The sequence below is a fragment of the Steroidobacter flavus genome (assembly GCF_042651805.1).
Taxonomy (GTDB): Bacteria; Pseudomonadota; Gammaproteobacteria; order Steroidobacterales; family Steroidobacteraceae; genus Steroidobacter; species Steroidobacter flavus.
Window position 1 is genome coordinate 50,938 of the sequence record NZ_JBHSDU010000014.1, and the last position, 24,252, is coordinate 75,189.

The 24,252-nt window shown below is 62.1% G+C and carries 22 protein-coding genes and 1 pseudogene; 2 read left to right on the forward strand and 21 right to left on the reverse strand.

Annotation, left to right across the window (positions count from 1 at the left end; translation table 11 throughout):
- Positions 1–5: 5 nt before the first annotated feature.
- The 9 genes and pseudogenes from ACFPN2_RS23050 to ACFPN2_RS23090 all read right to left on the reverse strand — a co-directional run bounded on the left by ACFPN2_RS23050 (position 6) and on the right by ACFPN2_RS23090 (position 11,454).
- Positions 6–2,714 carry a TonB-dependent receptor gene (locus tag ACFPN2_RS23050; protein ID WP_380600991.1) on the reverse strand — a complete coding sequence of 903 codons (2,709 nt, stop codon included), beginning with the start codon at positions 2,712–2,714 and terminating at the stop codon, positions 6–8.
- Positions 2,715–2,825: 111 nt separating this feature from the next.
- Positions 2,826–3,869, reverse strand: a complete 1,044-nt coding sequence (locus tag ACFPN2_RS23055; protein ID WP_380600993.1) for a FecR family protein — start codon at positions 3,867–3,869, stop codon at positions 2,826–2,828.
- Positions 3,870–3,876: 7 nt separating this feature from the next.
- Positions 3,877–4,416, reverse strand: a complete 540-nt coding sequence (locus ACFPN2_RS23060) for a sigma-70 family RNA polymerase sigma factor (RefSeq protein WP_380600995.1) — start codon at positions 4,414–4,416, stop codon at positions 3,877–3,879.
- Between the two features lie 45 nt (positions 4,417–4,461).
- Positions 4,462–5,427: an MBL fold metallo-hydrolase gene (locus tag ACFPN2_RS23065; RefSeq protein ID WP_380600997.1), complete on the reverse strand. Its 966-nt coding sequence runs from the start codon at positions 5,425–5,427 to the stop codon at positions 4,462–4,464.
- A 91-nt stretch (positions 5,428–5,518) separates the two neighbouring features.
- Positions 5,519–5,779: pseudogene (locus tag ACFPN2_RS23070) on the reverse strand (aldo/keto reductase); the annotation flags it as partial.
- 306 nt (positions 5,780–6,085) lie between these two features.
- Positions 6,086–6,484, reverse strand: coding sequence for a hypothetical protein (locus ACFPN2_RS23075; protein ID WP_380600999.1), 399 nt, complete (start codon positions 6,482–6,484; stop codon positions 6,086–6,088).
- Between the two features lie 42 nt (positions 6,485–6,526).
- Positions 6,527–9,646 (reverse strand): efflux RND transporter permease subunit, encoded by a 3,120-nt coding sequence (locus tag ACFPN2_RS23080; RefSeq protein WP_380601001.1) that lies wholly within the window; start codon positions 9,644–9,646, stop codon positions 6,527–6,529.
- The gene (locus tag ACFPN2_RS23085) at positions 9,643–10,761 is read right to left on the reverse strand and encodes an efflux RND transporter periplasmic adaptor subunit (RefSeq protein ID WP_380601003.1); all 1,119 of its coding nucleotides are present in this window, start codon (positions 10,759–10,761) and stop codon (positions 9,643–9,645) included. The genes ACFPN2_RS23080 and ACFPN2_RS23085 overlap by 4 nt, the downstream gene beginning before the upstream one ends.
- Positions 10,762–10,836: 75 nt before the next feature.
- Positions 10,837–11,454: a TetR/AcrR family transcriptional regulator gene (locus ACFPN2_RS23090; protein ID WP_380601004.1), complete on the reverse strand. Its 618-nt coding sequence runs from the start codon at positions 11,452–11,454 to the stop codon at positions 10,837–10,839.
- A 94-nt stretch (positions 11,455–11,548) separates the two neighbouring features.
- Here ACFPN2_RS23090 and ACFPN2_RS23095 point away from each other — a divergent pair, with 94 nt between their 5' ends.
- Together ACFPN2_RS23095 and ACFPN2_RS23100 are read left to right on the forward strand one after the other, a co-directional pair.
- On the forward strand, positions 11,549–13,012 hold the full coding sequence (locus ACFPN2_RS23095; RefSeq protein ID WP_380601006.1) for an efflux transporter outer membrane subunit: 1,464 nt from the start codon (positions 11,549–11,551) through the stop codon (positions 13,010–13,012).
- A 13-nt stretch (positions 13,013–13,025) separates the two neighbouring features.
- Complete coding sequence (locus ACFPN2_RS23100; RefSeq protein ID WP_380601008.1) at positions 13,026–13,811, forward strand: SDR family NAD(P)-dependent oxidoreductase; 786 nt, start codon at positions 13,026–13,028, stop codon at positions 13,809–13,811.
- Between the two features lie 59 nt (positions 13,812–13,870).
- Here the strand turns inward: ACFPN2_RS23100 and ACFPN2_RS23105 are convergent, their stop codons facing one another.
- The 12 genes from ACFPN2_RS23105 to ACFPN2_RS23160 form a co-directional block, all read right to left on the reverse strand.
- Positions 13,871–14,608 carry an NIPSNAP family protein gene (locus tag ACFPN2_RS23105; RefSeq protein WP_380601010.1) on the reverse strand — a complete coding sequence of 246 codons (738 nt, stop codon included), beginning with the start codon at positions 14,606–14,608 and terminating at the stop codon, positions 13,871–13,873.
- Entirely contained in the window at positions 14,521–14,835 is a 315-nt protein-coding gene (locus tag ACFPN2_RS23110) for a 2Fe-2S iron-sulfur cluster-binding protein (protein WP_380601012.1), read from the reverse strand. Before ACFPN2_RS23110 ends, ACFPN2_RS23105 begins: the two co-directional genes overlap by 88 nt.
- Before the next feature lie 10 nt (positions 14,836–14,845).
- Positions 14,846–15,208 carry a hypothetical protein gene (locus ACFPN2_RS23115; RefSeq protein ID WP_380601014.1) on the reverse strand — a complete coding sequence of 121 codons (363 nt, stop codon included), beginning with the start codon at positions 15,206–15,208 and terminating at the stop codon, positions 14,846–14,848.
- A gap of 31 nt (positions 15,209–15,239) precedes the next feature.
- Positions 15,240–15,980: an SDR family NAD(P)-dependent oxidoreductase gene (locus ACFPN2_RS23120; RefSeq protein ID WP_380601016.1), complete on the reverse strand. Its 741-nt coding sequence runs from the start codon at positions 15,978–15,980 to the stop codon at positions 15,240–15,242.
- Positions 15,981–15,986: 6 nt separating this feature from the next.
- The gene (locus tag ACFPN2_RS23125; RefSeq protein WP_380602811.1) at positions 15,987–16,295 is read right to left on the reverse strand and encodes a 2Fe-2S iron-sulfur cluster-binding protein; all 309 of its coding nucleotides are present in this window, start codon (positions 16,293–16,295) and stop codon (positions 15,987–15,989) included.
- Between the two features lie 19 nt (positions 16,296–16,314).
- A complete protein-coding gene (locus ACFPN2_RS23130) occupies positions 16,315–16,665 on the reverse strand; it encodes a hypothetical protein (protein WP_380601018.1) in 351 nt (116 codons plus the stop codon).
- The gene (locus tag ACFPN2_RS23135) at positions 16,662–17,885 is read right to left on the reverse strand and encodes a cytochrome P450 (RefSeq protein WP_380601019.1); all 1,224 of its coding nucleotides are present in this window, start codon (positions 17,883–17,885) and stop codon (positions 16,662–16,664) included. The genes ACFPN2_RS23130 and ACFPN2_RS23135 overlap by 4 nt, the downstream gene beginning before the upstream one ends.
- A gap of 42 nt (positions 17,886–17,927) precedes the next feature.
- Entirely contained in the window at positions 17,928–18,659 is a 732-nt protein-coding gene (locus ACFPN2_RS23140) for a hypothetical protein (RefSeq protein ID WP_380601021.1), read from the reverse strand.
- Complete coding sequence (locus ACFPN2_RS23145) at positions 18,660–19,889, reverse strand: MFS transporter (RefSeq protein ID WP_380601023.1); 1,230 nt, start codon at positions 19,887–19,889, stop codon at positions 18,660–18,662.
- Positions 19,890–20,064: 175 nt separating this feature from the next.
- The gene (locus ACFPN2_RS23150; protein ID WP_380601024.1) at positions 20,065–22,233 is read right to left on the reverse strand and encodes a TonB-dependent receptor; all 2,169 of its coding nucleotides are present in this window, start codon (positions 22,231–22,233) and stop codon (positions 20,065–20,067) included.
- 66 nt (positions 22,234–22,299) lie between these two features.
- A complete protein-coding gene (locus ACFPN2_RS23155) occupies positions 22,300–23,484 on the reverse strand; it encodes a cytochrome P450 (protein WP_380601026.1) in 1,185 nt (394 codons plus the stop codon).
- Positions 23,484–24,251: an SDR family NAD(P)-dependent oxidoreductase gene (locus ACFPN2_RS23160; RefSeq protein WP_380601028.1), complete on the reverse strand. Its 768-nt coding sequence runs from the start codon at positions 24,249–24,251 to the stop codon at positions 23,484–23,486. Before ACFPN2_RS23160 ends, ACFPN2_RS23155 begins: the two co-directional genes overlap by 1 nt.
- Position 24,252 lies beyond the last annotated feature (1 nt).

Below are 24,252 nucleotides of genomic sequence, written 5' to 3' on the forward strand. Positions count from 1 at the left end.
GATTCCTAGAACGCCTTCGTGAAGCGCAGCCCGACCAGCCGAGGTGGCAGGACACCGGTGGAGAAGCGTCGATCGTAGACCGGATCACCGAACACATCCGCGACGACCTGATTGAAAAGCGGCGTGCCGCGCTCGCTGACCTCGACGAATTTGTTGAACACGTTGTCGGCGTAAACCGTGACCGAAAATTGGTTCCGTGTATCGGTGAGACCGATCCGCGCGTAGCTGATCGAGTAGGACGGGAGGGTTACGCTGTCGCCGCGCGCACCAGCCATGCTCAGCACATCGCCGGAGAAAACCGTCCTCCAGCCCAAGTCGAGATCGAAACTGGCACTGATCGGCTCCACATAGGAAGCGGCAATGCTGCCTCGGTGCCTGGCTGAGCCGGGCAGCCGGTCACCCGCATCGCCATCGATATAAACAGCAGCGAAACCTGGCGGAACGATCGTACGGATGAGCCTCGGCGAGCGTTCGTCCAGCTGCGCGTCGGTGTACGCGTAGCTGCCTTCGAGGCGCAGTTTGCTGGTGACTTTCGCGTCGAGATTGAATTCGGCGCCGCGGCTGGAAGCGCCCTCTCCGTTGACCGTGATTCCCACGGCGCCGACCTGGGTAGAGGAACCGAGCTGCACGTCCTTCCAATCGATATAGAAGACCGCCGAGTTGAGCGTTATTCGACGATCCAACCATTGGCTCTTGAGTCCGAGCTCGTAGTTGGTCGTTTTGTCGGGCGTGTAGAAGAGCTCGCTGGGCTGACCGCAGACGAAAGTATCCGGCGGGAGCGGTACAGGGCATAGCGTCAGAGCGTTCGAGCTGCCGCCGCGATAGCCTTGGCTGATCGTGCCATAAGCCAGTGTGTCTGCCGAGACGCGGTACGAAGCGTTGAGCTTGCCGAGCACGCCGTCGTCCTTCTGCCCGGCGTTGGAGAAGTTGAATTGCGGTCCGGTCGCCGGAAAAGGCGGGAACGTTGCGGCCGACGCCAGCCTGAGATCGTAGTTGTAGTATCTACCGCCGATCGTAACGGACCACGCATCGGTGAGTTGATACGAGAGCTCGCCATAGAAGGCATATTCCTCCCGCTCGCTGCGGTCGATCGAGAGATAGTCACGGTCGTCGCCCACGGCAAAATCGAAGAACTCGTGCAGGCCGGGCGTGAGCTCGACGTAGTCGATCGCTCTTTTGAAACGATTGTAGAACGCGCCGACCGTCCAGCTGAGCGGCCCCTCGCCCTTGGACACGAGGCGCAGCTCCTGATTGACGCGCTTCTCCTCGATCTGCTCGTCGGTGAAATTCACCAGGCCCGGGAACAGCTCGTAGCCGAAGCCGAGCTCGATGGCGAGATCGGTCTGATCGCGCTGGCTGTGCGACGAATATTCCGAATAGCTGGTCGCCGAAGTCAGCTCCGCGAAACCGACGTCGAAGGTTCCCTCCAGCGTCAGCAGCTGGTTGTCTCGCTCGGCCGGCTCGAGCACGCGTAGCGCCGACTCATAGTTGCCGAACGAAACCGGCAGGCTGTCGAGCCGGTGCGACGAGGACTGCCGCCCGCCGACCTCCTGATTCTGGAAGTAGTACGTGAGGTTGAGATCGACTGCATCGGCAGGTGCCCAGCGCGCGGCAACGCGACCCGACCAGGTCTTTTCGTAATTGACGTCGCGCTTGCGGCGAAAATTTTCGGCGATGGCTTCCGGGCTGCCAAATGCGCTGGACAGCGAGTTCCCGGGTTCCCGCAGAACATAGCGCTGATCGATGAAACCCGAATCGTCGAGCCGATCGGCCGAGGCCCGAAATGCCAACTTGTCGCTGAGTGGAAGGTTGACGGTCGCTCCGCCATCGAAGCTCTGGGTGGACGCCGCGCTATAGCGATAGGTGGCACCACGAACTTCCACTGACGTCTCGGTGAAACTTGGCCGCCGCGGGATGTATCGAATCGCGCCCCCGAGCGTGCCGGCGCCGTACAGCGTGCCCTGCGGCCCTAGCAGAACCTCAACGCGCTCCATGTCGTTGAGCTTGAGCTCCATGAACACCGGGGTCTCGCCAAGATACGTGGCGACGGTGCCGCCCCCATCGTTGCTGTTGTCGTTGTTGGCTAGAGGTTCCGCGTTGAGCCCGCGCACGACGATCTGGCTGCCGCCTCTGCCGCCCTGATCGATGACATTGATACCGGGAATGGCGCGCGTCGCTTCGGACAATGTTCTCAGGCCTTCGCGCTCGATCTGCGCGCCAGTCACGGCAGCGATATTGATAGGTGTATCTTGGAGCGTGGTTGTGCGGCGAGTCGCCGTGACGACGATTTCCTCGAGGCCTGCCGCTTCATCGGATGGCGAAGCAGCGCCCGCCTGCGCTCTATTCTGGGCCAAAGAAACTTCATCACTATCGATCCGCGCGCCGATGCGCAGCGGCGAAGCGCTGACGATCGGCACGATCGTGACAGTTTTTTCATCGAGATAGCGCCAGGTCAGACCGGTCCCTTTGAGAAGTTGGTGAAGCGCTTCCTCGGAGGTGAGGTCGCCTACGGCACCTGCGGTGCGCAGGTCCGCGACGACATCCGTGCGGTACACCACCTGTATGTCCCGCTCCTTGGACAGCAGCTGTAGCGCCGGACGCAGCGGCTGGGCTGAAATATTCGTTGGCTTGCGCATCATCGCGTGTGCGTTCTGCGCGGAAGCCAGACCCACCGTCGCACAACACATCAAAGCCGCACATACCATCACGCGCATGAGATCCCCTCCGCCATTCCCCAGGCTTCTTGTGATTGCCGTCATTCGAAATGACTGGCTCATGCACGTATAGACAGGAACGCGCGGCAAACCGGATACCGCAGCGACGATCTATTTGCGAAGAGCGACGCGGATCTCATCGTCAGCAGTCGTGACCTGGACGCCGGGCTGGGCCTCGAGAAAGCGCAACAACGAAGCGGAATCCGTGGAGGAGAAGGATCCAGTGATGGGAAATCCATCCAGGCTGGCGTCGACGATCTTGATCGGTCTGACGTTGTATCGATTGAACTCTTCGACGACCTCCGACAACGTCGAGGCGTCGAACACCAGCCTGCGCTGAGTCCACGCGGTGGCCGCCGCCGCATCCGCCGTTCTTGACTGTCTGGGCTGATTCGCTGGATCAGGGCTGACCGTCACCTGTTCGCCCGCGGACAGGAAAGACTTTCGACTCGCGTCAGCGCCACCGCTCGACGAGGGCTCCAGAATGGACACGCGGCCCTCCACAACCGTGACGACCGTGCCGCTCGCCCTTCTGTTCACGTCGAACTGCGTCCCGACCGCGCGAACACTGAGCGTGTCGACGCTCACTACGAACGGGCGATGTGCATCGGCCACAACGTGAAACAGTGCCTGACCTTGCAACAGATCGATCCCGCGCTGCTTCTCAGTGAACTCTATGCGCACTCTGCTTCGCGCGTTGAGCTCGAGCGTTGATCCGTCCGGCAGCAACACGGAACGCTGTTCGCCGATGCCGGTCGTATAGAGCGGAGCGTGAAATTCGCGCCACGCGAACAATCCACCCACTACCGCGAAGGCTATCGTGGCAGCCATCGCGGCTCGCCAACGCGTGCGAGTCCTCGAACGTTTCCCAGACTGGGCGCTACCGGTCAAAGCAACGACATTTCCTTCCGTGTTGGCGTAGGCAATCAGAGACTCCGGTCCCTGATCGCGTGAGAACTTCGCGACCGCGCCCTGTTTCCAGAGCGGCAGCAGCCCGAGATAGGCGCGCACATGCTCCGGCGACTGGCGCAACCAGTCGTCGAACTCGCGTCGCGTGTCGGAATCGGGTTCACCGGTCTCGAATTCGATCAGCCATTCGCTGGCTTCCGCCAGGATCTGCGAATTCGTCGATTCCCTGGAAGTCTCCCTGCTCATGATGGCGTTACCGAACTCCTTCAAAATGCTGCCGGCAATGCTGTACCGCCTTGGCCAGATATTTCTTGACCATGGGGCGCGAGACGCCCAGTTGCTTGGCGATCTCATCGAGGGTGTAGCCGTAGCGCCGCTGTAGCACGAAAGTTGCGTATGCCCGTGGCGATAGCCCGCTCAGTGCCTGATCGAATTGCTCGAGCTGCCGAACCGCGTCGATGTAGGCACCGGGATCGTCCTGCACGTAGGCCTCGATCTCGGCCAGCACTTCGTCCATCTCCACGGCCTTGGATGCCGCGGCATGGTTCAGGCGATGTTCGTAGAGGACATTGCGGGCCACGGTGAAAAGGTAAGCCTGTGGGCTGCGAATGGTTTCGTGGCGCGGCATCCTCAGCAGCCGCAGATAGACGTCCTGCACCAGATCCGACGCATCCGCCGAAGCACCCCGGAGTTTCAGCTCCAGAAATCGGCGCAGCCGGGAACCATGCGTCCGGGCCAGCGCGGCGATGAAGGTCTGTCTGTTCTCTGTCCCCATGACGGTCCGAAAATCCACTCTCCCATCACTGTAGACAGCTCTGAGCCGAAAAGTGGATACCGGTCACTTCGGTGCTCGCGCCGTCTCTGGCGGCTGGGCCATCAGGATGGAGAAATGCTCGAAGCGAAACACGCGACGATTCTGGGGCGCAGGTGTCGACGGGGCGGAACCCGCGACAATCTCGCGCAGAGCCGTCTGAAGCTCGACCAGTTGCTCGGGATCGGCAGTCGGTGCTCCGTGCGCCGGCAATAGTGCCTTGAGACCGGGCCGCAACGCCACCAGCCGATCGATCGATGCGCGATACGCACCCAGATCCGTGCCGGGGGCCCAGAGATAAATCTGATTTGAGTAGTAGGTATCGCCGGTAAACAGCAGACCTCGCGCGCGGTCGAGCAAGGTCATCGAATCCGGCGTGTGACCTGGGGTTCGCAGTACTTCGAGCGTTCGACTCCCCAAGTCGATTCGTTCGTTGTCCTCGATGTAGCGTGAGATGCGCCACGTTGGAATCTTGTATTCGCGGCTCGTCACTTCCGTTGGCAGCGGACCGCAAACGCGATCCTCGGCGAGCGTGGGCCTTGCATATTCGGCCAGCGCCGGATCGACTTGCCCACGCGAGCTCGCCAGGCTGTAGGGAATGTTGAGATTGCGCACGTCAGCGAACTCGGCATTGCCGCCGACGTGATCGAAATGAGTATGCGAGTTGAGCACGGTCACGGGCAGTGGCGTCAGTTTCGAAACGACCTTCCCGATGCGCCCGACACCCAGCCCCGAATCGAACAGGATGGCGCGTCGGGATCCTACGATCAGGAACGAATTGACGCCCTCGGCCTGGCGCGGCTCAGTAATGGCAAACACGCCGTCGGCCACGACGTAAATCTTGAACCAATCCTCGCCCGAGTCGACTTGAGTGAGCGCAGCCAGCACCGGCAGCGGCGCGGCGTCACACCAGGATTCCGCTCGCGCGCTGGTGGCCAGCCATGACACAACTACCAACGCCGAATATAAACACCTCACCGCAAGTTCTTTCACGAGCAGCCCCTTGATTCGATTCGCGGACTCTACGCGAACAGCAGGCGTCAGTGGAAATGCGGCCGTTGCTGGCGACAGCGAAGCTGCAGACTTACATCTCTTGCTCCAAGAAGCCGCGGGTGTTCACGTTAGCGGCGTCGGCAAGAGCTTCCAACTCGATGTCGTCGCTGGTGAACGTGATGCTGCTGGCTCGGACCAGACTATCGACATGGTAGGGCTTGGTGACGGCGATGATCGGCGTCGTGCCCTTGGCGATCGCCCACGCGATCACGACATCGGCAGCTGCCGCGCCCTGGCTCTGGCCGATCGAGGCGAGCTTGTTCGTCAGGGCCTTCAGCTGAGGCAGCATGCTGTGTACCAAGGACGGTCTCTGATCGGCCCATGCCGTACACGAAGGCGGTGTCCCAGAGGGTGAACCCGCTGCGATAATCCTTGGTCCAACTCGCGAACAGCAACGTGTCCGCATTCAACTGAACCTCGGCGGCGAAACGTCAGTACTGGTCGGTCGGCATCCACAGGCATCGACAAGTCATGATCCGGCGATCGAAGCCGGCGGATTGAAGCCGGCCATCGATCGTGTCTGCTCGCTCTCCGATCGCGCGAAGCCCTGCTTCGCCAGAAAGCACAAGTTCACTGCGGCAAGATATGCATCAGCTGCTCACCTTTCGCCGGCCACACCGCCCTTCGTCTGTTGTACCTGCAATCGCGGATAGGAGGAGCGCTGAGAACCGAGAAGCAGAGCTGCGGCTCGCGCTTGCGCGTCGCCGCGGATCTGTTCGCCCGATGTTTCGCCGACCGGAACGCGAGCATTCCCCGCACTCGCAGGGCGAGTCCCACTGAGCAGAGCCGCCGCACTCGCCTGAGCATCCATTGGTGCCGATGAGACCGAAGGTGACTGCATCTGCCCCTTCTCTTTCGGAATGCTGAACGTATGCGGGCTGAGCAATGCGGCCGCCTGCGCCCGCGCATCCGCCGGACGTGACGCCCCCGATGATGTATCTGCAATGGCCGCAGTCGTCGCGAGAATCAACGGGATCACGAGTAAACGCGATTTCATAAACAGATCTCCTCTTCAATTCAATGTTCAATTCATCTCTCGTCATGCGCGTGAAACGCTTCGGTCGGAAGTCGTCATCACGAGCGTTACGCTACTGCGTACGGTGCTTTTCACGGCCGGCTTGATCTTGAACCAGATGGCATACATCGCCGGCAGGAACACCAGCGTGAGCACCGTCCCGCCGAACGTTCCACCGATCAAGGTGTACGCCAACGTTCCCCAGAAAACGGATTGGGTGAGAGGAATGAACGCCAGCATGGCGGCGAGCGCCGTCAGGATGACCGGACGGGAGCGCTGCACGGTGGCCTCGACCACGGCATCGAAGGGCGCCAATCCGTCCTTCTCGTTGGCGCGAATCTGACCGATCAGAATGAGCGTGTTGCGCATCAGAATGCCGGACAGCGCAACCAGCCCGACCAGCGCGTTGATGCCGAACGGTTGCTGGAACAACAACAAAGTCGGAATGACTCCGATGAGGCCCAACGGCGCGGTTGCGAACACCATCGTCATCGCGGAGATCGAGCGCACCTGAAAGATGATCGTGATCAGCGTGAGCGCGATCATGATGGGGAACAGCGGCGCCAAGGCGCGATTTGCCTTGCCGGATTCCTCGATGGAACCGCCTTGCTCGATCCGATAGCCGGCCGGCAGTCGGGCAATGATAGGTTGCAGCTCCTTCCACACGGCAGTAGATACATCCGGCGGCTGCAAACCCTCGGCGATGTCTCCGCGCACGGTGATCGTCGGCGTACGATCACGGCGACGCAGGATCGGGTCTTCCATGCGGACTTCCACCGTTCCGATCTGCGATAGCGGAATCCGTTGGCCGGCCGCGCCAACCAAAGTGAAATCGGCAATCTTGCTCGGATCGAGTCGCGCGCTTCCGGCAGCACGGGCCGCGACCTGCACCGAACGGATGTCTTCGCGCACATCGGTGATCGGGATGCCGCTCAACAGAAACTGCAGCTGCTGCGCCACGTCGCTCGACGTGAGACCAATGCTCTGCAGTCTGTCCTGGTCGAGCACAAAGCGGAGCGTGGGCGCCCGCTCGCCCCAATCGCTGTTGGTCGTTCTCATCATCGGGCTGGCCCGCATCACGGCCAGTGCCTGCGCGGCGATGTCACGCAGTTTGTCCGGGTCGGGGCCCATCACACGGAATGCGACCGGAAAAGGTGAGTACGGCCCGAACACGAGTTGGGTCACTCGCACGCGAGCCTCCGGCGCGAGACCCTCGGCTGCGGCCTCTCGCAGCCTGTGTTTGAGCTGCTCGCGCGCTGCCTCGTCCGGCGTCAATACGACAATTTTCGCGAACGATGAATCAGGTAACTCCGGCGACATCGCGAGATAGAAGCGCGGCGCCCCCTGACCGACGTACGCAGTAACGATCTTGGCTTCCGGCTGCTTGGCGAGCCAGGCTTCGATCTTGGCGGTGGCGGCACTCGTCTGCTCGATGGCCGTGCCATACGGCATCTGCACTTCGACCAGCACCTCCGGGCGATCGGACGTCGGGAAGAACTGCTTCTTCACCACGCTCATCCCCAGCACCGCGATAAAGAACGCACCGATCACGCTGCCGGCGACCCACCATTTGCGCCGGATTACGAGTCCTAGAAACTCACGGAAGCGGTTGTAACGCGGCGTGCCGTAGATCGCCTCGTGTCCGCCCTCACGCTTCTCGATGTTCGGAAGCAACTTCACGCCGAGGTAGGGCGTGAACACGACAGCAACGATCCAGGATGCGATCAGCGCGATGCCGACGATCCAGAACATGTTGCTGGTGTACTCGCCGGCGGTCGATTTCGCGAAGCCGTTCGGCATGAAGCCGATCGCGGTCACCAGCGTCCCGGCGAGCATGGGTGCGGCGGTATGACTCCACGCGTACGCCGCCGCGCTGATGCGGTCGAAGCCCTCCTCCATCTTCACGACCATCATCTCGATAGCGATGATCGCATCGTCGACCAGCAGTCCCAGCGCGAGTATCAACGAGCCGAGCGTGATCCGATCGAAGTCCTTGCCCGTCGCCGCCATGATGATGAATACCGCGGCCAGAGTCAGAGGGACCGCCGCCGCGACGACGATGCCCACGCGCCATCCCATACTGAGAAAGCTCACGAGCATCACGACGCCGAGCGCGAAGAAGAACTTGACCATGAACTCGCCGACCGCCGTCTGAATGTTGACGGATTGATCCGTGACCTTGGACAGACTCATCCCGAGCGGCATTTCCGCGTTGATCGCCGCCGTCGCCGCGACCAGCTCTTTGCCGAGCTCGAGGCCGTTCCATCCTTCACGCATCACCACGCCGAGCAGCAACGTGGGCTCGCCGTTGTTACGAATCAGGAACGTCGCCGGGTCTTCATAGCCGCGCTTCACGTCGGCGATGTCGGAGAGTTTCAGGGTGCCGCTTCGCGTGGCAATGGCGGTATCGCGGATCTCCCGCAGATCGTCGATCGCGCCGTCCAGGCGGATGAAGACTTGCGGCCCCTTCACTTCGATCGAGCCGGCCGGCGTCATCACGTTGCGGCTGTTGAGGGCGGCAAATATTTCCTGAGGGGATACACCTAAAGTTGCGAGGCGGTCATAAGAGAACTCGACGAAGATCCTTTCCGCCTGCTCGCCGATGATGTTCACTTTCTTGACGCCAGGCACGTGCAGCAGCCGTTGTCGCAAAGCTTCGGCTTCACGGACCAGATGCCGATGCGGCTCACCCTTCGCCTTTAACGCGTACAGTGCAAAGGTCACGTCGGAATATTCGTCGTTGACCAGGGGACCGATCACGCCACGTGGCAAGTGGGCGGCCTCGTCAGCTAGTTTCTTCCGCGCCTGATAGAACTCCTCGGGAACATCGGCGGGCGGAGTACTGTCGCGCAGGACCACCATGGAAAACGCCAGGCCCGGACGCGTAAATGTTTCGGTTCGGTCATACCAGCGGAGCTCCTGCATCCGCTTCTCCAACCTTTCGGCGACCAGCTCTTCCATTTCCTTCGCCGTAGCGCCCGGCCAAGCCGTGACGATGGTCATCTGCTTGACCGTAAAAGCCGGGTCTTCCGCGCGGCCGAGCACCAGGAACGCCACGACGCCGGCAATTGAAATCGCGATGAGCAGGAACAACGTGACGGAGCGCTCGCGCACGGCGAGAGCGGAGAGATTGAAGCCGCTCATGACTCTGCCCCGTCTTTGGCGACCACGCTTGGCGCGGCCTCGTTGTCGAGTCGCACCTGATCGCCTTCGTGCAGCAGATGCGCACCGAGCGCAACGACGCGATCACCCGCCTTGAGATTGCCAATGACCGAGGCCGCTTCGTCGCTGAGGCCGGCGATCTGCACAGCGCGCCACGTGACGTGAGGCGTTTCGCCTGCGACGAGCCATAGGCCGGGACCTTTGCCTGAATCGAAGATCGCGCCGATCGGTACTTGCAGGGCAGACGCAGATCGGCCGTCGGAGATTTGAATGGAGACCGTGGAGCCGAGCGGCGCGTCCGCTAGACGATCCGCCAGCACGTACCGAGCCTCGAACGTTCGAGTCTGACGATTTGCGGCGTCTGAGAGTTGGCGAAGTTTCGCAGCCCCGGTCAGCCCGCTTCCATACAAAGTTGCCCGGCCAGTGGATCCGATCGCCGGCCGTAACGTTTCGGGAAGCTCGATGATTGCTTCGCGACGTCCTGCATGCGCCACGCGCGCCACGACCTGGCCCGCATCGACGACCTGCCCCGGCTCCGCGAGAGTCTCGACAACCACGCCGTCGGCATCGGCAAACAGCACTGCATAGCTGGTCTCGTTGCGAGCAACGTAGGCTTGGGCTTCGGCGGCATTGAGTTCTGCTCTTGCCGACTCGGCGGCCGCTTTGACCTTGTCATAGGCCGACGCCGAAACTGCCCCTCCGGCGACGAGATCGCGGTATCGCGCTTCATCGTCCGCGGTTTGGCGTGCGAGAGCCTTGGCAGCGGCAACAGCTTCCTCGTGTGCGCGCACAGCGAGCTTCAAATCGGTGGGATCGATGCGCATGAGCGCTTGGCCGCGCTTGACCGTTTGTCCTGCATCCACCAAGCGTTCGAGGACTTTGCCGGGAACCCGGAATCCCAGGTCGCTCTGCACGCGAGCTGCAACGACACCGGTGAACGAACGCTCTGACGCGGTCGAGTTCCCGACCGTCTCTATCCGCACCAGCGGAGGCTGCGTTCTTGGATCGGTCGAAGAAGTGGCATCACCGCATGCCGCCAGCACGAAAGGCAACAAACCGACGAAGGCCAGGAAGGAAATCTCACGGCGTTGCAGCATGGGAGCCTCCGATAAATCGAAGGCTTCACTGTATGGCTAGTGACTATTTACGTCAATAGTCACTCGAACAAAGTGCTAGGGAGCCAAGCTGCGCAGTACCAGATTCGACAGCTGCACCGGTGCCGCCTCCACCAGATCCAGGTTGTGCTGGAGCAGCAGCGGATTCGCATAGGGCTGCACGACGAGGTAGATCGCGTGCACCGTCTCGTCCAGCGGAGTTTTGCGCTCGAACTCGCCCGTCTCGCGACCTTCGCGGACGATGTCCGCCAGGATCTGCCGGATGCGCTGCGCGTAGCCGCGGGCGGATGGCCACCCCTCACCGGCGGCGGACGCGGCGATGTCGTACAGCTTGCGGTCGTTGAAGAACAAACTCACGCTGGTCGTGGTTAAGGCCTTGAACATGCGACGGAATTTCTCTGTGGGCGTGGTCGCGCCCGCGACCGCCTCTTCGACCGCCGCGATGATCGCACTCAAGGTTTTGGAGCAAATGGCCTCGCCGATGGCCTGCTTGGAATCGAAGAACTTGTAGATGTAAGCCTTGGAAAAGCCGATCGACTTGGCCAGGTCGGACACTGTGGTCTTTTCGTAACCATAGCGGCTGAAGTGCTGTTCGGCTGCCGCCACGATCTGCTCTCGAATAGCGTGCTCAGCGGGGCCCCGCGGCGGCAGGGCCGAAGACTCGATTTCATTCATGGGAGAAACCATACCCTGCCTCTATTCACTTGACAACCAGTGACCAATATGGGTTATGGTCACTGCCATGACTTCATTACTCAAGAGCTCTCCCATGCTCGTCCGTCTCCGCCCTATCGTTCTCGCAGTGAGTCTCGGTCTCCTGGCAGGTTGCGCGGTCGGCCCGGATTACCGCACGCCCGAGCTCGCCCTGTCGCCGCGCTTCCTCGATCAGCAGTCCATCGCGGACCGGCAGGTTCAGAGTAAAGCGGACCTGCAAGTCTGGTGGACCGGCTTTGACGATCCGGTGCTGACGCGCTTCGTTTCGCTCGCCCTCGAACAGAACCTGGACATTGCACAGGCAACGGCACGAGTCGCCCAATCGCGCGCGTCGTTACGACTGGCAACTGCAGCGCTGCTGCCAGCAGGGAATGTGAGCACGCAGGGTGTGAAAACCTACCAGTCGATCGAGACCCCGCTGGGACAGGTGCTCAACGCCACGCCCGACTTCGACCGCAGTGGTAGCTACTACGAAGCTGACCTCGGCGCGAGTTGGGAAATCGATGTGTTCGGTGGCCTGAGACGCGGGCGGCAAGCCGCATTTGCGGAGTATCAGGCCTCCGAAGCCGGCGCCTTGGCAACGCGCCTGGCCGTGGCCGCGCAGACGGCGGATGTGTACGTCACGATCCGAGGATTGCAGGCGCGCATCGAGATCGCTCGAGAACAAGCGGAGACGCGTCGTCGACTGCTATCCACGATCAAACTTCAGTATGAGAAAGGCGTCGCCGCCGAATTGCAGGTACACCAGACCGAAGGTTCGCTCGCGCAGGTCGAGGCGCAGATTCCTGTCTTGCAGGCCGGCCTCGATGCAGCGATGAACGCGCTGGACGTACTGGTCGGAGCGCAGCCGGGAACCTACCGGGGCGAACTGAACCCGGCTGCGTCCATTCCGATCGCTCCGGCTCTAACCGAGACCGGCACGCCGGCCGACATGATCCGGCGCAGACCAGATCTCATCGTCGCCGAGCGGCGCCTGGCAGCAGCCAACGCGCGCATCGGGGTGGCGATTTCGGAGTACTACCCCAAGTTCTCGCTCGGCGCGCTACTAGGCAGCGCCACCGCGATCTCGAGCGGCAATCTCTTCGCTAGCGATGCGAATCAAGCCCAAGGCTTGCTCGGACTTCGCTGGCGTTTGTTCGACTTCGGTCGCGTCGATGCTCAGATCGCGGCCGCGCACGGCCAAGAGGCCGAAGCCCTCGCTGCATACCGGCTGGCTGTGTTGCGGGCGACCGAGGAAGTGGAGAACTCCTTTTCGGCCCTCCTCAAACGCGAGACTCAAGTCGGCATCCTCACCCAGGGCGAAACGTCGCTCGCGCGTGCACGCGAGAACGCGCTCGCCGCCTACAAAGGCGGCGTCGTGAGCCTGATCGAGGTTCTGGATGCCGAAGGCAATTTGCTTCAGGTGCGCGACGCGAAGGCTCAGGCACAAACCGAAGCTGCGCGCTCCGCCATTGCTTCCTTCCGTGCCTTGGGCGGCGGATGGGATGCGGACAGCAAGCGCTACAGCGCCCTTCGGTGAGCAGGTGAACGACATGACGGCAAGCAACGATTCGTGGGTTCTCATCACAGGGGCATCGAGCGGCTTCGGCGAGCACTTCGCACGACAATATGCCGAGCGGGGCCACTCTTTGGTGCTGGTCGCGCGACGGCTGGATCGGCTTCAAACGCTTGCCGAGACACTACGCCAGCAGCACGACGTTGATGTCGTCGTGGAGCAGGTCGACCTTTCGGATGTTGCCGCAATCATCCGACTGCATCAGCGGCTCCGCGAGCGAGGCATTGCGATCGACATTCTGATCAACAACGCGGGCCACGGACTGCAAGGACCATTCGTCGATCACAGGCTGGACGCGGCATTGGCGATGTTGCAGCTGGATGTCGTGAGCCTGACCGCGGTCACCCACGTCTTTGCACAAGACATGCGGACACGACGACGCGGAAAGATCCTGCTGGTCGCCAGTCTGTTGGCCTATCCGGGGGTGGAGAATTTCGCTGTCTACGCGGCCGCCAAGGCGTACGTGCTGCGCCTGGGTGAAACCCTTCATCGGGAACTCAAACGCGATGGGATTACTGTGACGGTGCTTTGCCCGGGCATGTCGGACACTGGGTTCGCAACGGCGGCTCAACAGAAGATCACGCCCGCGTTGAAGCTGTTGATGATGCAACCTGCACCGGTGGTACGCGCCGGAATCCGCGCGCTGCGGGCCGGGCGCATCAGCACCGTGCCAGGCTGGGCAAACAAGGCCGCGGTTATCTTTACTTGGGCAACACCACGCTGGCTGCACCAAGCGGCCTTCTCTCGCATCATGAACGCGTGAGCTGGAGCCGCTGTGACCTGGGTGCTCAACGACAAACTCAGACGCTGGTTTGCGCTCAGCTATGAGCTCACCCAATTCATTTCCATAGCGCGCGTCCCCAGCAAGAGCGCGGCGCCGAGCCTCGCCGTGCTTTCGAGGAGTGGCTGGGCAGCGCGTCGATCCTCCGTAGTGCGCCAGCGTAAGATGTAACTGAACTGCGGCAAGTCCTCCCCCGTGATCGCTTCGGCCAACCACAGCACGTCGGCGCCGCTTGCCCGCAGCGCCGGTATATAGACATCGGCGAAGAACGCTTCGACCACCGCTTTCTGGCCGATGGCAACACGCTGATCGACCAACTCGTGAATGCCACCGCTCCAGCGACGCGAGTCCAGTCCGTCACAAGCCGCGCTCGGCGAGAGAAATGCGAGCCCGGTCCTTTCAATCATCTCCGAGCCGGCGTTGGTGGACGCGCGGACCTGCTGCCACTGAGGATCGATGTAGAAGCCCGCCCACGCAGACTGTCGAGCGTCGAGCCGATCGAAGCCCAGCAGATAGACAAACGATGCGGGGGCATCGCTCGCCGTCGCCGTCCAACGCCCCAGAACATTGAGATGATGCCGCGCAAATAGTGGCGGCAGATGCTCCGCGAAACGCCTGCGCACATCCGGCAATCGTCCCGATGCAACACGATAACGTCGTAGTTCGAAGATCAAGAGCGGCGCCTCGGTGCTCAATCCTCGGGGGCCAGCGTGACTCGCAGACCCCCGAGTTCCGGTTCGAATGCGATCTGGCAGGACAGACGCGATGTTGGCCGGCAATGCGCTACTTCCGCGAGCAGCTCGCGTTCGTCGCCGCTGGGCGGAATGAGCCGGGGATACCACTCCTCATCAACGAATACATGGCACGTGGCGCACGCACAGATGCCGCCGCAGATCGCGGCGACACCGGCATCGAGATTACGCAGCGTCTCCATCAGGCTCGAACCGGCAACCGCCTCGACCTGCTGCTCGGTTCCGTTGCGATCGATCACAATGACTTTACTCATGACTGCTTTCTCAGGCTGCACCGCGCACATCGCTGGCCAGGCGGCGGGGTGTGATCGGGTCGAACACCAGTGCGACATGATCGCGCTGGAACGTATCGCTCACCGGCATCACCATCGATCCAGAGTCGCGACGCAAAGTGTCCATGACGTGCCGCGCAGCGCCCGCCATCACTTCGTAAATAGTGAGATAGCGGTAAGGAAAAGGTGGATCACGGCGCTGCTCAGGCGCGAGCCGGAAGCGCTGCGCGGCGATCACACCGTCGACCTTCAGTACGTCGACCACGTGCTGGTTCGTGTACCAATCGTTGAACTCGTCGTCACAGCCTTCAGCCGCATTGGACAGCACAATGTAAAAGTATTTCTGTTCGCTCAACTCACACCTCCGTCATTCGCATCGGAGCCGTTCAGATCCAGCCAACGGTCTCGCCGCCATCGCACACGAATTCCGCGCCCGTGCAAAAGCCGCTCTCGTCAGCCACCAGAAACAACGCCAGCCGCGCCACGTCGAGCGGCTCGCCGTGCCGGCCCACAGGCAGCGTCGCACCTCGCTCGCGCACCTTCTCCAGGCCGTAGCGACCGCGAGTCATATCGGTATCGATCAACCCGGGCACGATCAGATTCACCCGCACGCCATAGCGCCCGAACTCCAGCGCAGCGGACTGGGTCAGTCCACGTACGCCCCATTTACTCGCGCCGTACGCCGACAGATTCGCCCGTCCACGGATACCCGCAATGGAGGAAACATTCACGATGGCGCCGCCGTTCGCTTTCAACGCCGACACAGCCGTCTTCATGCCAAGGAAGACGCCGGCCAGGTTGATGGACTGCATGCGCATGAATTCCTGCAGGGAGGTCTCCTCGATGGAGCCGAAGCCGAGGGCCGCGGCGTTGTTCACCAAAATGTCGAGCCGGCCAAACTTCGTCAGCGTCCGCTGCACGGCGGCCTGCCACTGTTCCTCACTGGAGATATCGAGATGCACGTAATCTGCACCGGCAATCTCCGCGGTGCGCGCCTGCCCTTCGACATCGAGAATATCCGCCAGCACTACGCGTGCGCCGTGACGAGCGAACAGTTCGGCTTCCGCAGCACCCTGCCCTCGCGCCGCTCCCGTGATCAGTGCGACTTTGCCAGTCAAGTCGAGCATAGAGCCTCACTCCTCCTCCGGAATCGTCGCGGTCAAGCCATCGAGCGCATCCGTGACGACGATCTGACAGCTCAGTCGGCTGTTCGGGCGTCTCGGGGCGCGTGCATATTCGAGCATGTCGATTTCGCCGGCAGTCGGAGCAGTGAGGCGTGGCAGATCTTCCTCGTTCACGTACACATGGCAGGTCGCGCAGGCCATATTGCCGCCGCACTCGGCGAGAATTTCGTAGATCTGATTCTCGACCGCACCCCGCATCAGGCTCATGCCAACGGGCACCTCGACTTCGGCGTTCGGCTTTCCGGACCGCAAGAACACAACCTTCGGCATGACGGTACTAACCCTGTGCCGACGCCCGCACGCGTCGCGGCGTCAGCGGCTCGAACATCAATTGCAAATATTCGGGGGCGACAGCATCGCTGACAGGCAACGCCGGCGTTCCTGTATCGCACCGTAACGTGGCCATCACGTCGGCCGCCCTCGCGGGATCGATCTCATAGATCGCCAGATAGTCATATGCATACGGCGGATCAGTTCGCTGCGCAGGCCCCAGACGAAACCGCTGAGCGGCGAGTACGCCAGGAATGCGCAGTACGTCGGGCAGATGCCGATCCGAGTACCACTCGTTCAAGTCGTCATCCCGGCCCGGCAGCGCCGAGCACAGGACGATGTAGGTCCAGTGCGTCACCACGCCACCGGCAGGCGCCGCACGCCCAGCACTTGCCCGCTCTCGATGAACTCGATCTGCTCGAACGGACAGGCGAGTCGAAACCCAGGCAAGCGCCGCCACAAGGTCGAGTGCGCGATCTCCAGCTCCACCTTGGACAGGAAGGCGCCCAAGCAACGATGCGACCCGGTGCCGAACGTCATCAGATTGCGAGCGTTCTTGCGCTTCAGGTCGAGCTTCGCGGCTCCATCGAAGATGCGCTCGTCGCGATCCGCGATGTTGGTCAGGATGATTACGCCCTCACCGGCGCGGATCAGCTGTCCATTGATCTCCACATCGGCGATCGCCACGCGGCGGCGGCCCGTATGCGTGACGGATAGATAACGAAGCAGCTCGTCGATCGCATTCGACAGCGTCGCCGCGTCCGTGCCCGCTCGCAGGATCTGCGCTTGATCCGGGTTGATCAGCAATGCCAGTGTGCTCAGCGCGATGGTGTTGGCCGTCGTCTCATGACCGGCGATGAGAATCAGACGAGCGAGTCCGACCACGTCCTTGCGAGACAGCGCGCCGGTGCGCAGCTGCTCGACCACGAGCCGGCTCAGCAGATCGTTCTCCGGCGTGGCATCTTTTACGTCGAGGAGACGGTCGATGTACTCGGAGAGATTGCGGCCGGCGGCGGCCCCCACCTCGGCCGGATGATCCGAGGACAGGCAGATGGCCGTCTGTTCCGCGAAGTAGTCACGGTCGGCGTACGGCACGCCAAGCAGTTCGCAGATCACCATGGTCGGAATCGCCAATGCGAAATCATGCACGAACTCGGCCGGCGGACCTTTGGCAATCATGTCATCGAGCAACTGGTCCACCTTCGCCTGGATCGCGGGGCGCAGCTCATTCACGCGCTTCACCGAGAAGTCCTGCAGCAGCATGCGTTTCTGCACGCCATGCTCGGGCTCGTCCATGGTTCGGAGGTTGTGATCCTGGCCGACGGTCGCCCCGTACGCCGCACTCTTCTCTGGATACCCTGGCTTACGCGGATCGGCGCTGAAGTTCGCACTGTTGAGGACGGAGCGCACATCCTCGTAGCGTGCGATCAGCCATGCATTGACGCCGTCCCATTGGCGAATGCGCACCAGCGGTTGCGAGAGCAATGCCAGCAGTTGATCGGGCGGATCAAATGGCCGCGCCGAATTGCGTTTGGGCGGAAACTTCGCCGACAACTCCGCGGAAAGATCTGTGCTCATGAGTGATGCCCCTATCGTCTTCAGTCGTGATCCGCATCGTGCTCAACGCACCGGCGGCCAGATGCGCTCGCCGACGAACGGCGAGCCCGGCGGATACACCGCGTTGGACGTGATCTTTCCGGTCCACGCCTGCGGGTCGAGTGTCTTGGACTCGTGCGGCTGCTCGTGATCGGCGAGACGATCGGCCAACGAGGAGAATTCATACAACACACCATGCTTGGCCCAGCCAGCCACACTGACCAGCTTGCGCGTGCGCACGCAGCTCTTCATCCGACTCATCAGCGGCAAGCGCTGCTGCGAGTACCAGCGGCTCAATTCCAGCTCCGCCTCGACGGTCCGCATGCGATAGGCGCCGAACTGGATCGCCGGCGCACTGGTGGAACCTGGGAACCGGTGCTCGATGGCGCAACCGTCTACGCGCGTTTCCTCGACATAGAACTCGTGGCGCAAGCCTCGGCGCTTGCCGAGCCACCGCCCGTCCTCGGCAGTCTCCTGCATGTCCAGCACATGCGGATTGAAAAACGTGTGCGGCGAAGGTGCGCCGACCAGCAACAGGAACGCGCAACCATCGGGCACCGCCTCATCGGGACGTGCGGCTACTCGATGCAACTCACGCATCGATTCGCCGCCCCCGGTGTTGCGATAGTGAGCTGCCCAGGCAATCCCAGGCCGCTGTAGCAGCTTCGGCAGATAGACGCCGTGCAGCCACGTAAGCCACTCCGCCTCGTCCGCCGGATCGATGTCGTACCAGCTCGCCCAAAGCCCATTGTCCATTCAACCCTTCCCCCGGCCGGTGGTGATATCGACAGGCGCGGCCCCGGCCGAACGCGCGTGCGTGAACGTGGGATAGCGACCGAGCGTCAGCACGCACGGCCCACCGATGGCGAACAGAATCGCGGCGAGCGTGAAGCTGGTGTTGTAGCTCCCGGTCATCTCATAGACGTAGGCAAATGCCGCCGGACCTATGCCCGCCGCGACGGCGACACCGGCGTACAGCAGACTGTAAGTGCGAGCGTAACTGCGCAATCCGAAGTAACGCGCAGTGAAGAACGCCAGCAGATCGAGTTCGGCGCCGGCAGCCAATCCCGCGAGTAACGCGGCGAATAGATACGCCGCATACGGAACGTCATTGAGAAAAATGACACATGCGATCACCGGCGGCGTCAGCACGGCCGCCGCGACAGCGGGCGCCCAATAGCGGTCGATGAGCCAGCCGACCAGCAGTCGGCCGAATATCACGGCGAGACCGAAGACACTCTGTACGGCTGCCGCAGCCGATGGCGAATAGCCGCGATCCGTCAGTGCCGGAATGAGATTGGGAATGATGCCGGTGATCCCCAGGTACATGGCGATGATCGACAACATCAACACCCAGAAGCGATAGGAGCGTAGCGCCTCGAGTGCAGTGAGTCCCGGCAGCTGCGTGGCTTGCACGCCGGGTCTCGGCGCGGCGGTGTCGCGCGGGTGGAAAAAGAAATAGGCAATCGGCAATGCAATCGCGACCGGCAGCAGCGACAGACCGACAAATCCGATTCGCCAGCCAAAGTTCTCGATGAGCGAGACCACGTAGGGCGGCACGAAGATGGCGGAAACGCCCGTACCCGACAGCGCCAACCCGAGCGCGAGTCCGCGCGACTTCTGAAACTGAACGGCGATTGCGCGCGTCCACGACACAGGACCGCTACCCGCGCCCAAGCACGCCACCAGGGCGTAAGCCAGATAAAACGTCCAGATCGACGAGGTGGCCCACGCCGCGCTGAGAAAACCGAGCCCCGCCCCAATCAATCCGGTGAGCGCGATGAGCCGCGCACCGAAGCGATCGATGAGCATGCCCGCAAGCGGCGCCGCGATGCCGCCGAGCCCCATGCTGAACAGGATGGCGCCTTGCACGTCAGCACGGCCCCAACCGAACTCAGCTTCCAACGGCTTGACGAACGCACCGATGGAATAGGTCGCGAACCCGATCGAGCCGAAGGCCACGCCGGCGACACACGCAAGTAGCAAGCGCCAGCCTTCGACGAGTTCGGCCTGGTTCGCCGCGACTGTCGCATGCGGCGCGTGGACCTCGGGCGATGCTGTCGGCAGCGACCGCCCGAGCTCACAAGCACTACTACTTCTCTGGTCGAAAGTGGCCGAGGCCCTTTCGACACGGCCGTCAAAAGGCGCGACTTTTGCCGGCCTAGAACTTGACTGTGACATCGCCACCGACCACGCGACCCTTCACCGGGAAATTGACGTTGCCGCCGCTCGGGAACGCGAGCGGACTGTTGTTACCGGTGTTGAACTCGTCCAACAAGTTCTTGCCATACACCGTGAACTTCACCGACTCCATGCGCGCCGGCGCGAACGATACGCTCGCATACAGATTGTCGACCGCGGGCAACGGTCCCGTGTTGGCATCGTTGAAGAACGACGCATCGCGGTGATCGAGCGACACCTGCAGACCGAGGCTGCCGGCGTTCAACTCCCGATCGAAATACGCGCCGATGCTGTAAGTGAGCGGCGCCTGGCGCGGCAGTTTCAATGCCTTGTCGTGCTGGTCGACGACACCGTCGCGATTCAAATCGGCGAACACCGTGACGTAGTCGGCATCGGTCTTGCCGACCGAGCCCTTCAGCACCAACCCCCTGCCCGCGGAATAGGTGATCTCAGCTTCGATACCCTGGATACGCGCATCGGCTGCGTTACCGATGATTGTCACCTGCCCCGTTGGCAGTGAATAACTGGTCTCGCGCTGCAGGTTGCCGATTTCCTGATAGAACACGCCGATGTTCAGCAACAGCCGGCGGTCGAGCAACGCGGATTTGAAACCCACCTCGTACGCGTCCGACTTCTCGTCGTCGAACGGTCCCGGCGGCGCTGCGGTCTGGCTACGGATGTTATAACCGCCGCTACGGTAGCCCTTGGTGTATGAAACATATGCATTGGAGTCATCGTTGATGTCGTACTTCAGCATCACGCGCGGTGTGAAGCTGGTAAACGTCTTGCTGTCCTGGAACGGATAGGCGCTACAGGTACGCGTATCGAAATTGCAAAGGCTGTCGGCAAAATTGCGCGTGTTGACCTTGACGCTCTTGCGGTCGCTGGAATAACGACCGCCGAGGCCGAGCGTGTACTTGTCGGCAAAGCCGATATCGGCATTGACGAACACGCCGAAGGATTGCTGATCCTGATGACCGCCGTAGTCGCCGACCAGGCCGGACTGATCGACCGTGGTGCGCTCTATATATAAGAAGTCCTGCTCGAAGTAGTACAGGCCGGTCACCAGGTCGGTGCTGCCGAAGCGGCCCGCGTAACGCAGCTCGTCGCTGAACTGGTCCTGCTCCAGCGAATTGCCCAGCGTGCCGTACGCGGTGGGCACGCCGTCGATGTCGAACAGCGACTTGTTGTCCACCTCGCGGTAGCCAGCGATGTTGGTGATGCTGCCGTCGCCGAGGCCCACATTCACCACCGTTTCGGAGACCACGGAGCTCGCAGTGAGATCGCTGAAGCCGACCTCGCCCGAAACCGTTTCGAACTTCGAGGCGTAGCGTGGATTACGATTGACCGGGCCGTCGCCCGTCATATCGGAATGCTCGACGATCAACGTCGTGGTGATGTCATCGGTCGGCATGAACACCAGCGTCGGGCGCACGAACCAGGTTCGGGTCTCGCCATCGTCGCGGCCGGTGAAACGGTTCTTGAAATAGCCTGGATCGTCGTTGTAATAACCGGTCAGCTTGGCGAGCAGCTTCGGGCCGCCGAGCGGACCTTCGATCGAACCGGATGCCAGCACGTTGCCGTAATCTTCGTAGCCGAGCCGGCCGTTGATCGCGAATTCATCGCCGGGACGCCGCGTGCGGATGGAGACCGCGCCGCCGGTGACATTGCGACCGAACAGCACGCCCTGCGGACCGCGCAACACTTCGATGGCTTCCAGATCGAACGTGTCGACGACCACGCCATAGTTCGTGCCCATGTAGATGCCATCGACGAATGTGCCGACCGCCGGCTCGATCGACGGTATTGAGCTGTTCACGCCCAATCCGCGAATCGAGAAGCTGGCGACACCCTTCACCGTGCCGAGCGCATCGAGCGCCACGTTCGGCATCGAGAAGGCCAGGCTCTCGATATTTCGTACTTGCATGGCTTCCAGCTGCGCGGCACCGAACGCCGAGATGCTCGCCGGTACCTCCTGTAAATCCTCGGCCTGCGTCTTTTTGGTGGCGGTGACCACCACGCCTTCGAGCAACGCCGAGACCGGCGCCGTTTCGTCGGCGCGCGGCTCAGTGGACTGCGCCACCGCTGGCTGTGTGACGAACGCGGCGCAGGTCAACCCCATTACCGGCATCATTCTGATCTTATGCATACATCCCCCATCGATCATGCTGTGTTCGTGCGCGTGTCTCGCGATGTTTGCGGCGGGTCCCTCAGCTCATGCGGCGTGCAGCCGCAACGGCAGCCGGTCGAGCGTGCGCAATGTATTCACCAGGCGATACTCCGGCTCTCCTGCCGGCTCCATACGGGCCACTTTCCGTGTCAGCGCCCCCAGCACGCTGTCGGCTTCGAGCTTGGCAATCAGCTGCCCGATGCACATGTGCGGTCCACCGCCGAAAGCCAGTTGCGAGCTCAGGCCTCGGCGCGTCATGTCGTAGGTATCCGGATCCAGCCACTTGCGTGGATCGCGGTTGGCGGCACCGATGAAGTACGCGACTTTGGTGCGTGCACGCAGACGGACGCCGCCCAGCTCGGTTTCCTCGAGCGTGGTTCGGAACAGCACCTGCGCCGGCGATTCATGCCGGATCGCCTCATCGAAAGCATTGCGCGAGCGATTGGGCTCAGTGCGCAACAGATCCCATTGCAGCGAGTTGCGCGCCAACTGATTCAATGCGAAGCCGATGCCTGAAATCGTCGTATCGACACCGCCGCGCAGGAAACTGCGCACGTGGGCGGTCGCCGTGCCTGGCAGCAGCTCACCTGCATCCTCAGCCTCGAATATCTGCTCGCCGAAGCCGCCGGCAATCATGCTGGCGCGCTGAAAGCTCTGTTCGTACTTGGCGAGGTACGGCTGCGCGTTCGCGACCGACGCCTGGGTGCGCTCGTTGTTCGGCCCGAGCTGATTGAAGTTCATATCGCCGATGGCGATGAACAGCTCCGGCGAGACGTCGACACCGAGCACTCTTGGAAACACGCTCAGCACGAAGCGCTCGCAGATGTCCTTGATGCCGTCCACCGTGCCGAGCTCGACAGCGCGATCGACGACTTGCTCGGCCTCTTGCTCGAACGCGTGTTGCCACTGACGGATCACGCTGGGCGACAGAATCTTCGCGAGCGCCTTGCGCACGCGCGTGTGCACGGGTGGATCGATCTCGCTGATGGGACTCGCTGTACGCCACGCGCCGGGCTCCTGGATATTGCTCATCCCCATGCCATACGAAGAAACAAAGCGCTCCGGGTGCGACACCAGCTCGAAGGCTTCTTTGTAGCGCCCCACTGCGTAGCAACCGTACGTCGGCAACGTGACAACCGGCGCAAGCTCGCGCAGCTGCTCGAAGAACGGATACGGATCCCGCAGCACCTGGTCAGAGAACGGATCGATGCTCAAGTCCGGGGCTGTCATCACTGCATCCTCAATCCGCCATTGACGTCGAGCGTCGCTCCGGTGACGAATGCGGCTTCCTCGGAAACGAGATACGCAGCTGCCGCAGCCACTTCCTCGGGACGTCCGATCCTGCCCACCGGCAACATGCTCAGATGCGAGAATCCTTCATCGCCAGCCGACTGGCCGCGCGCCGCATGCAACATCGGTGTATCGATGGGACCGGGAGCGATGGCGTTGACCGTGATGCCGTATTGAGCCAGCTCGCGCGCCGCGCCCTTGGTCAGACTCAACACAGCGCCCTTCGATGCAATGTATGCGGTGTTCGCCTGATAACCGCCGAGCTGCGCCGCCGCCGAAGAAATGGTGACGATGCGACCGTGCGGCACCGGGTTCGCCTTGCGCCGGCGTGCCATTTCTCGAATGACTAGAAACGCACCGCGCGCGTTGATTGCGAACACGCGCTCCCAACTCTCCAGCTCATATTCGTCGATGCCCGGTCGCGGCTGATCGAGGCGCTGGCCGAGAACGCCAGCGAAGTGAGCGAGCACGGCGATGGGTCCGAGCCGCCGCTCCACTTCATCGAATGCGCTCGCCACGCTCTGCGCATCGGACACGTCGATGCGCACACCGAAGTGTTGCGAGCCTGGCAGCTTTGCCGCCGCCGCAACACAGGCGTCCGAATCGAGATCGGCGAGCGCGACCGTCATGCCGCCATCGGCAAAACGGCGCGCCGTTGCCAGGCCGATGCCGCCCGCGCCACCCGTGATGAGAGCGATCCTGGTCATG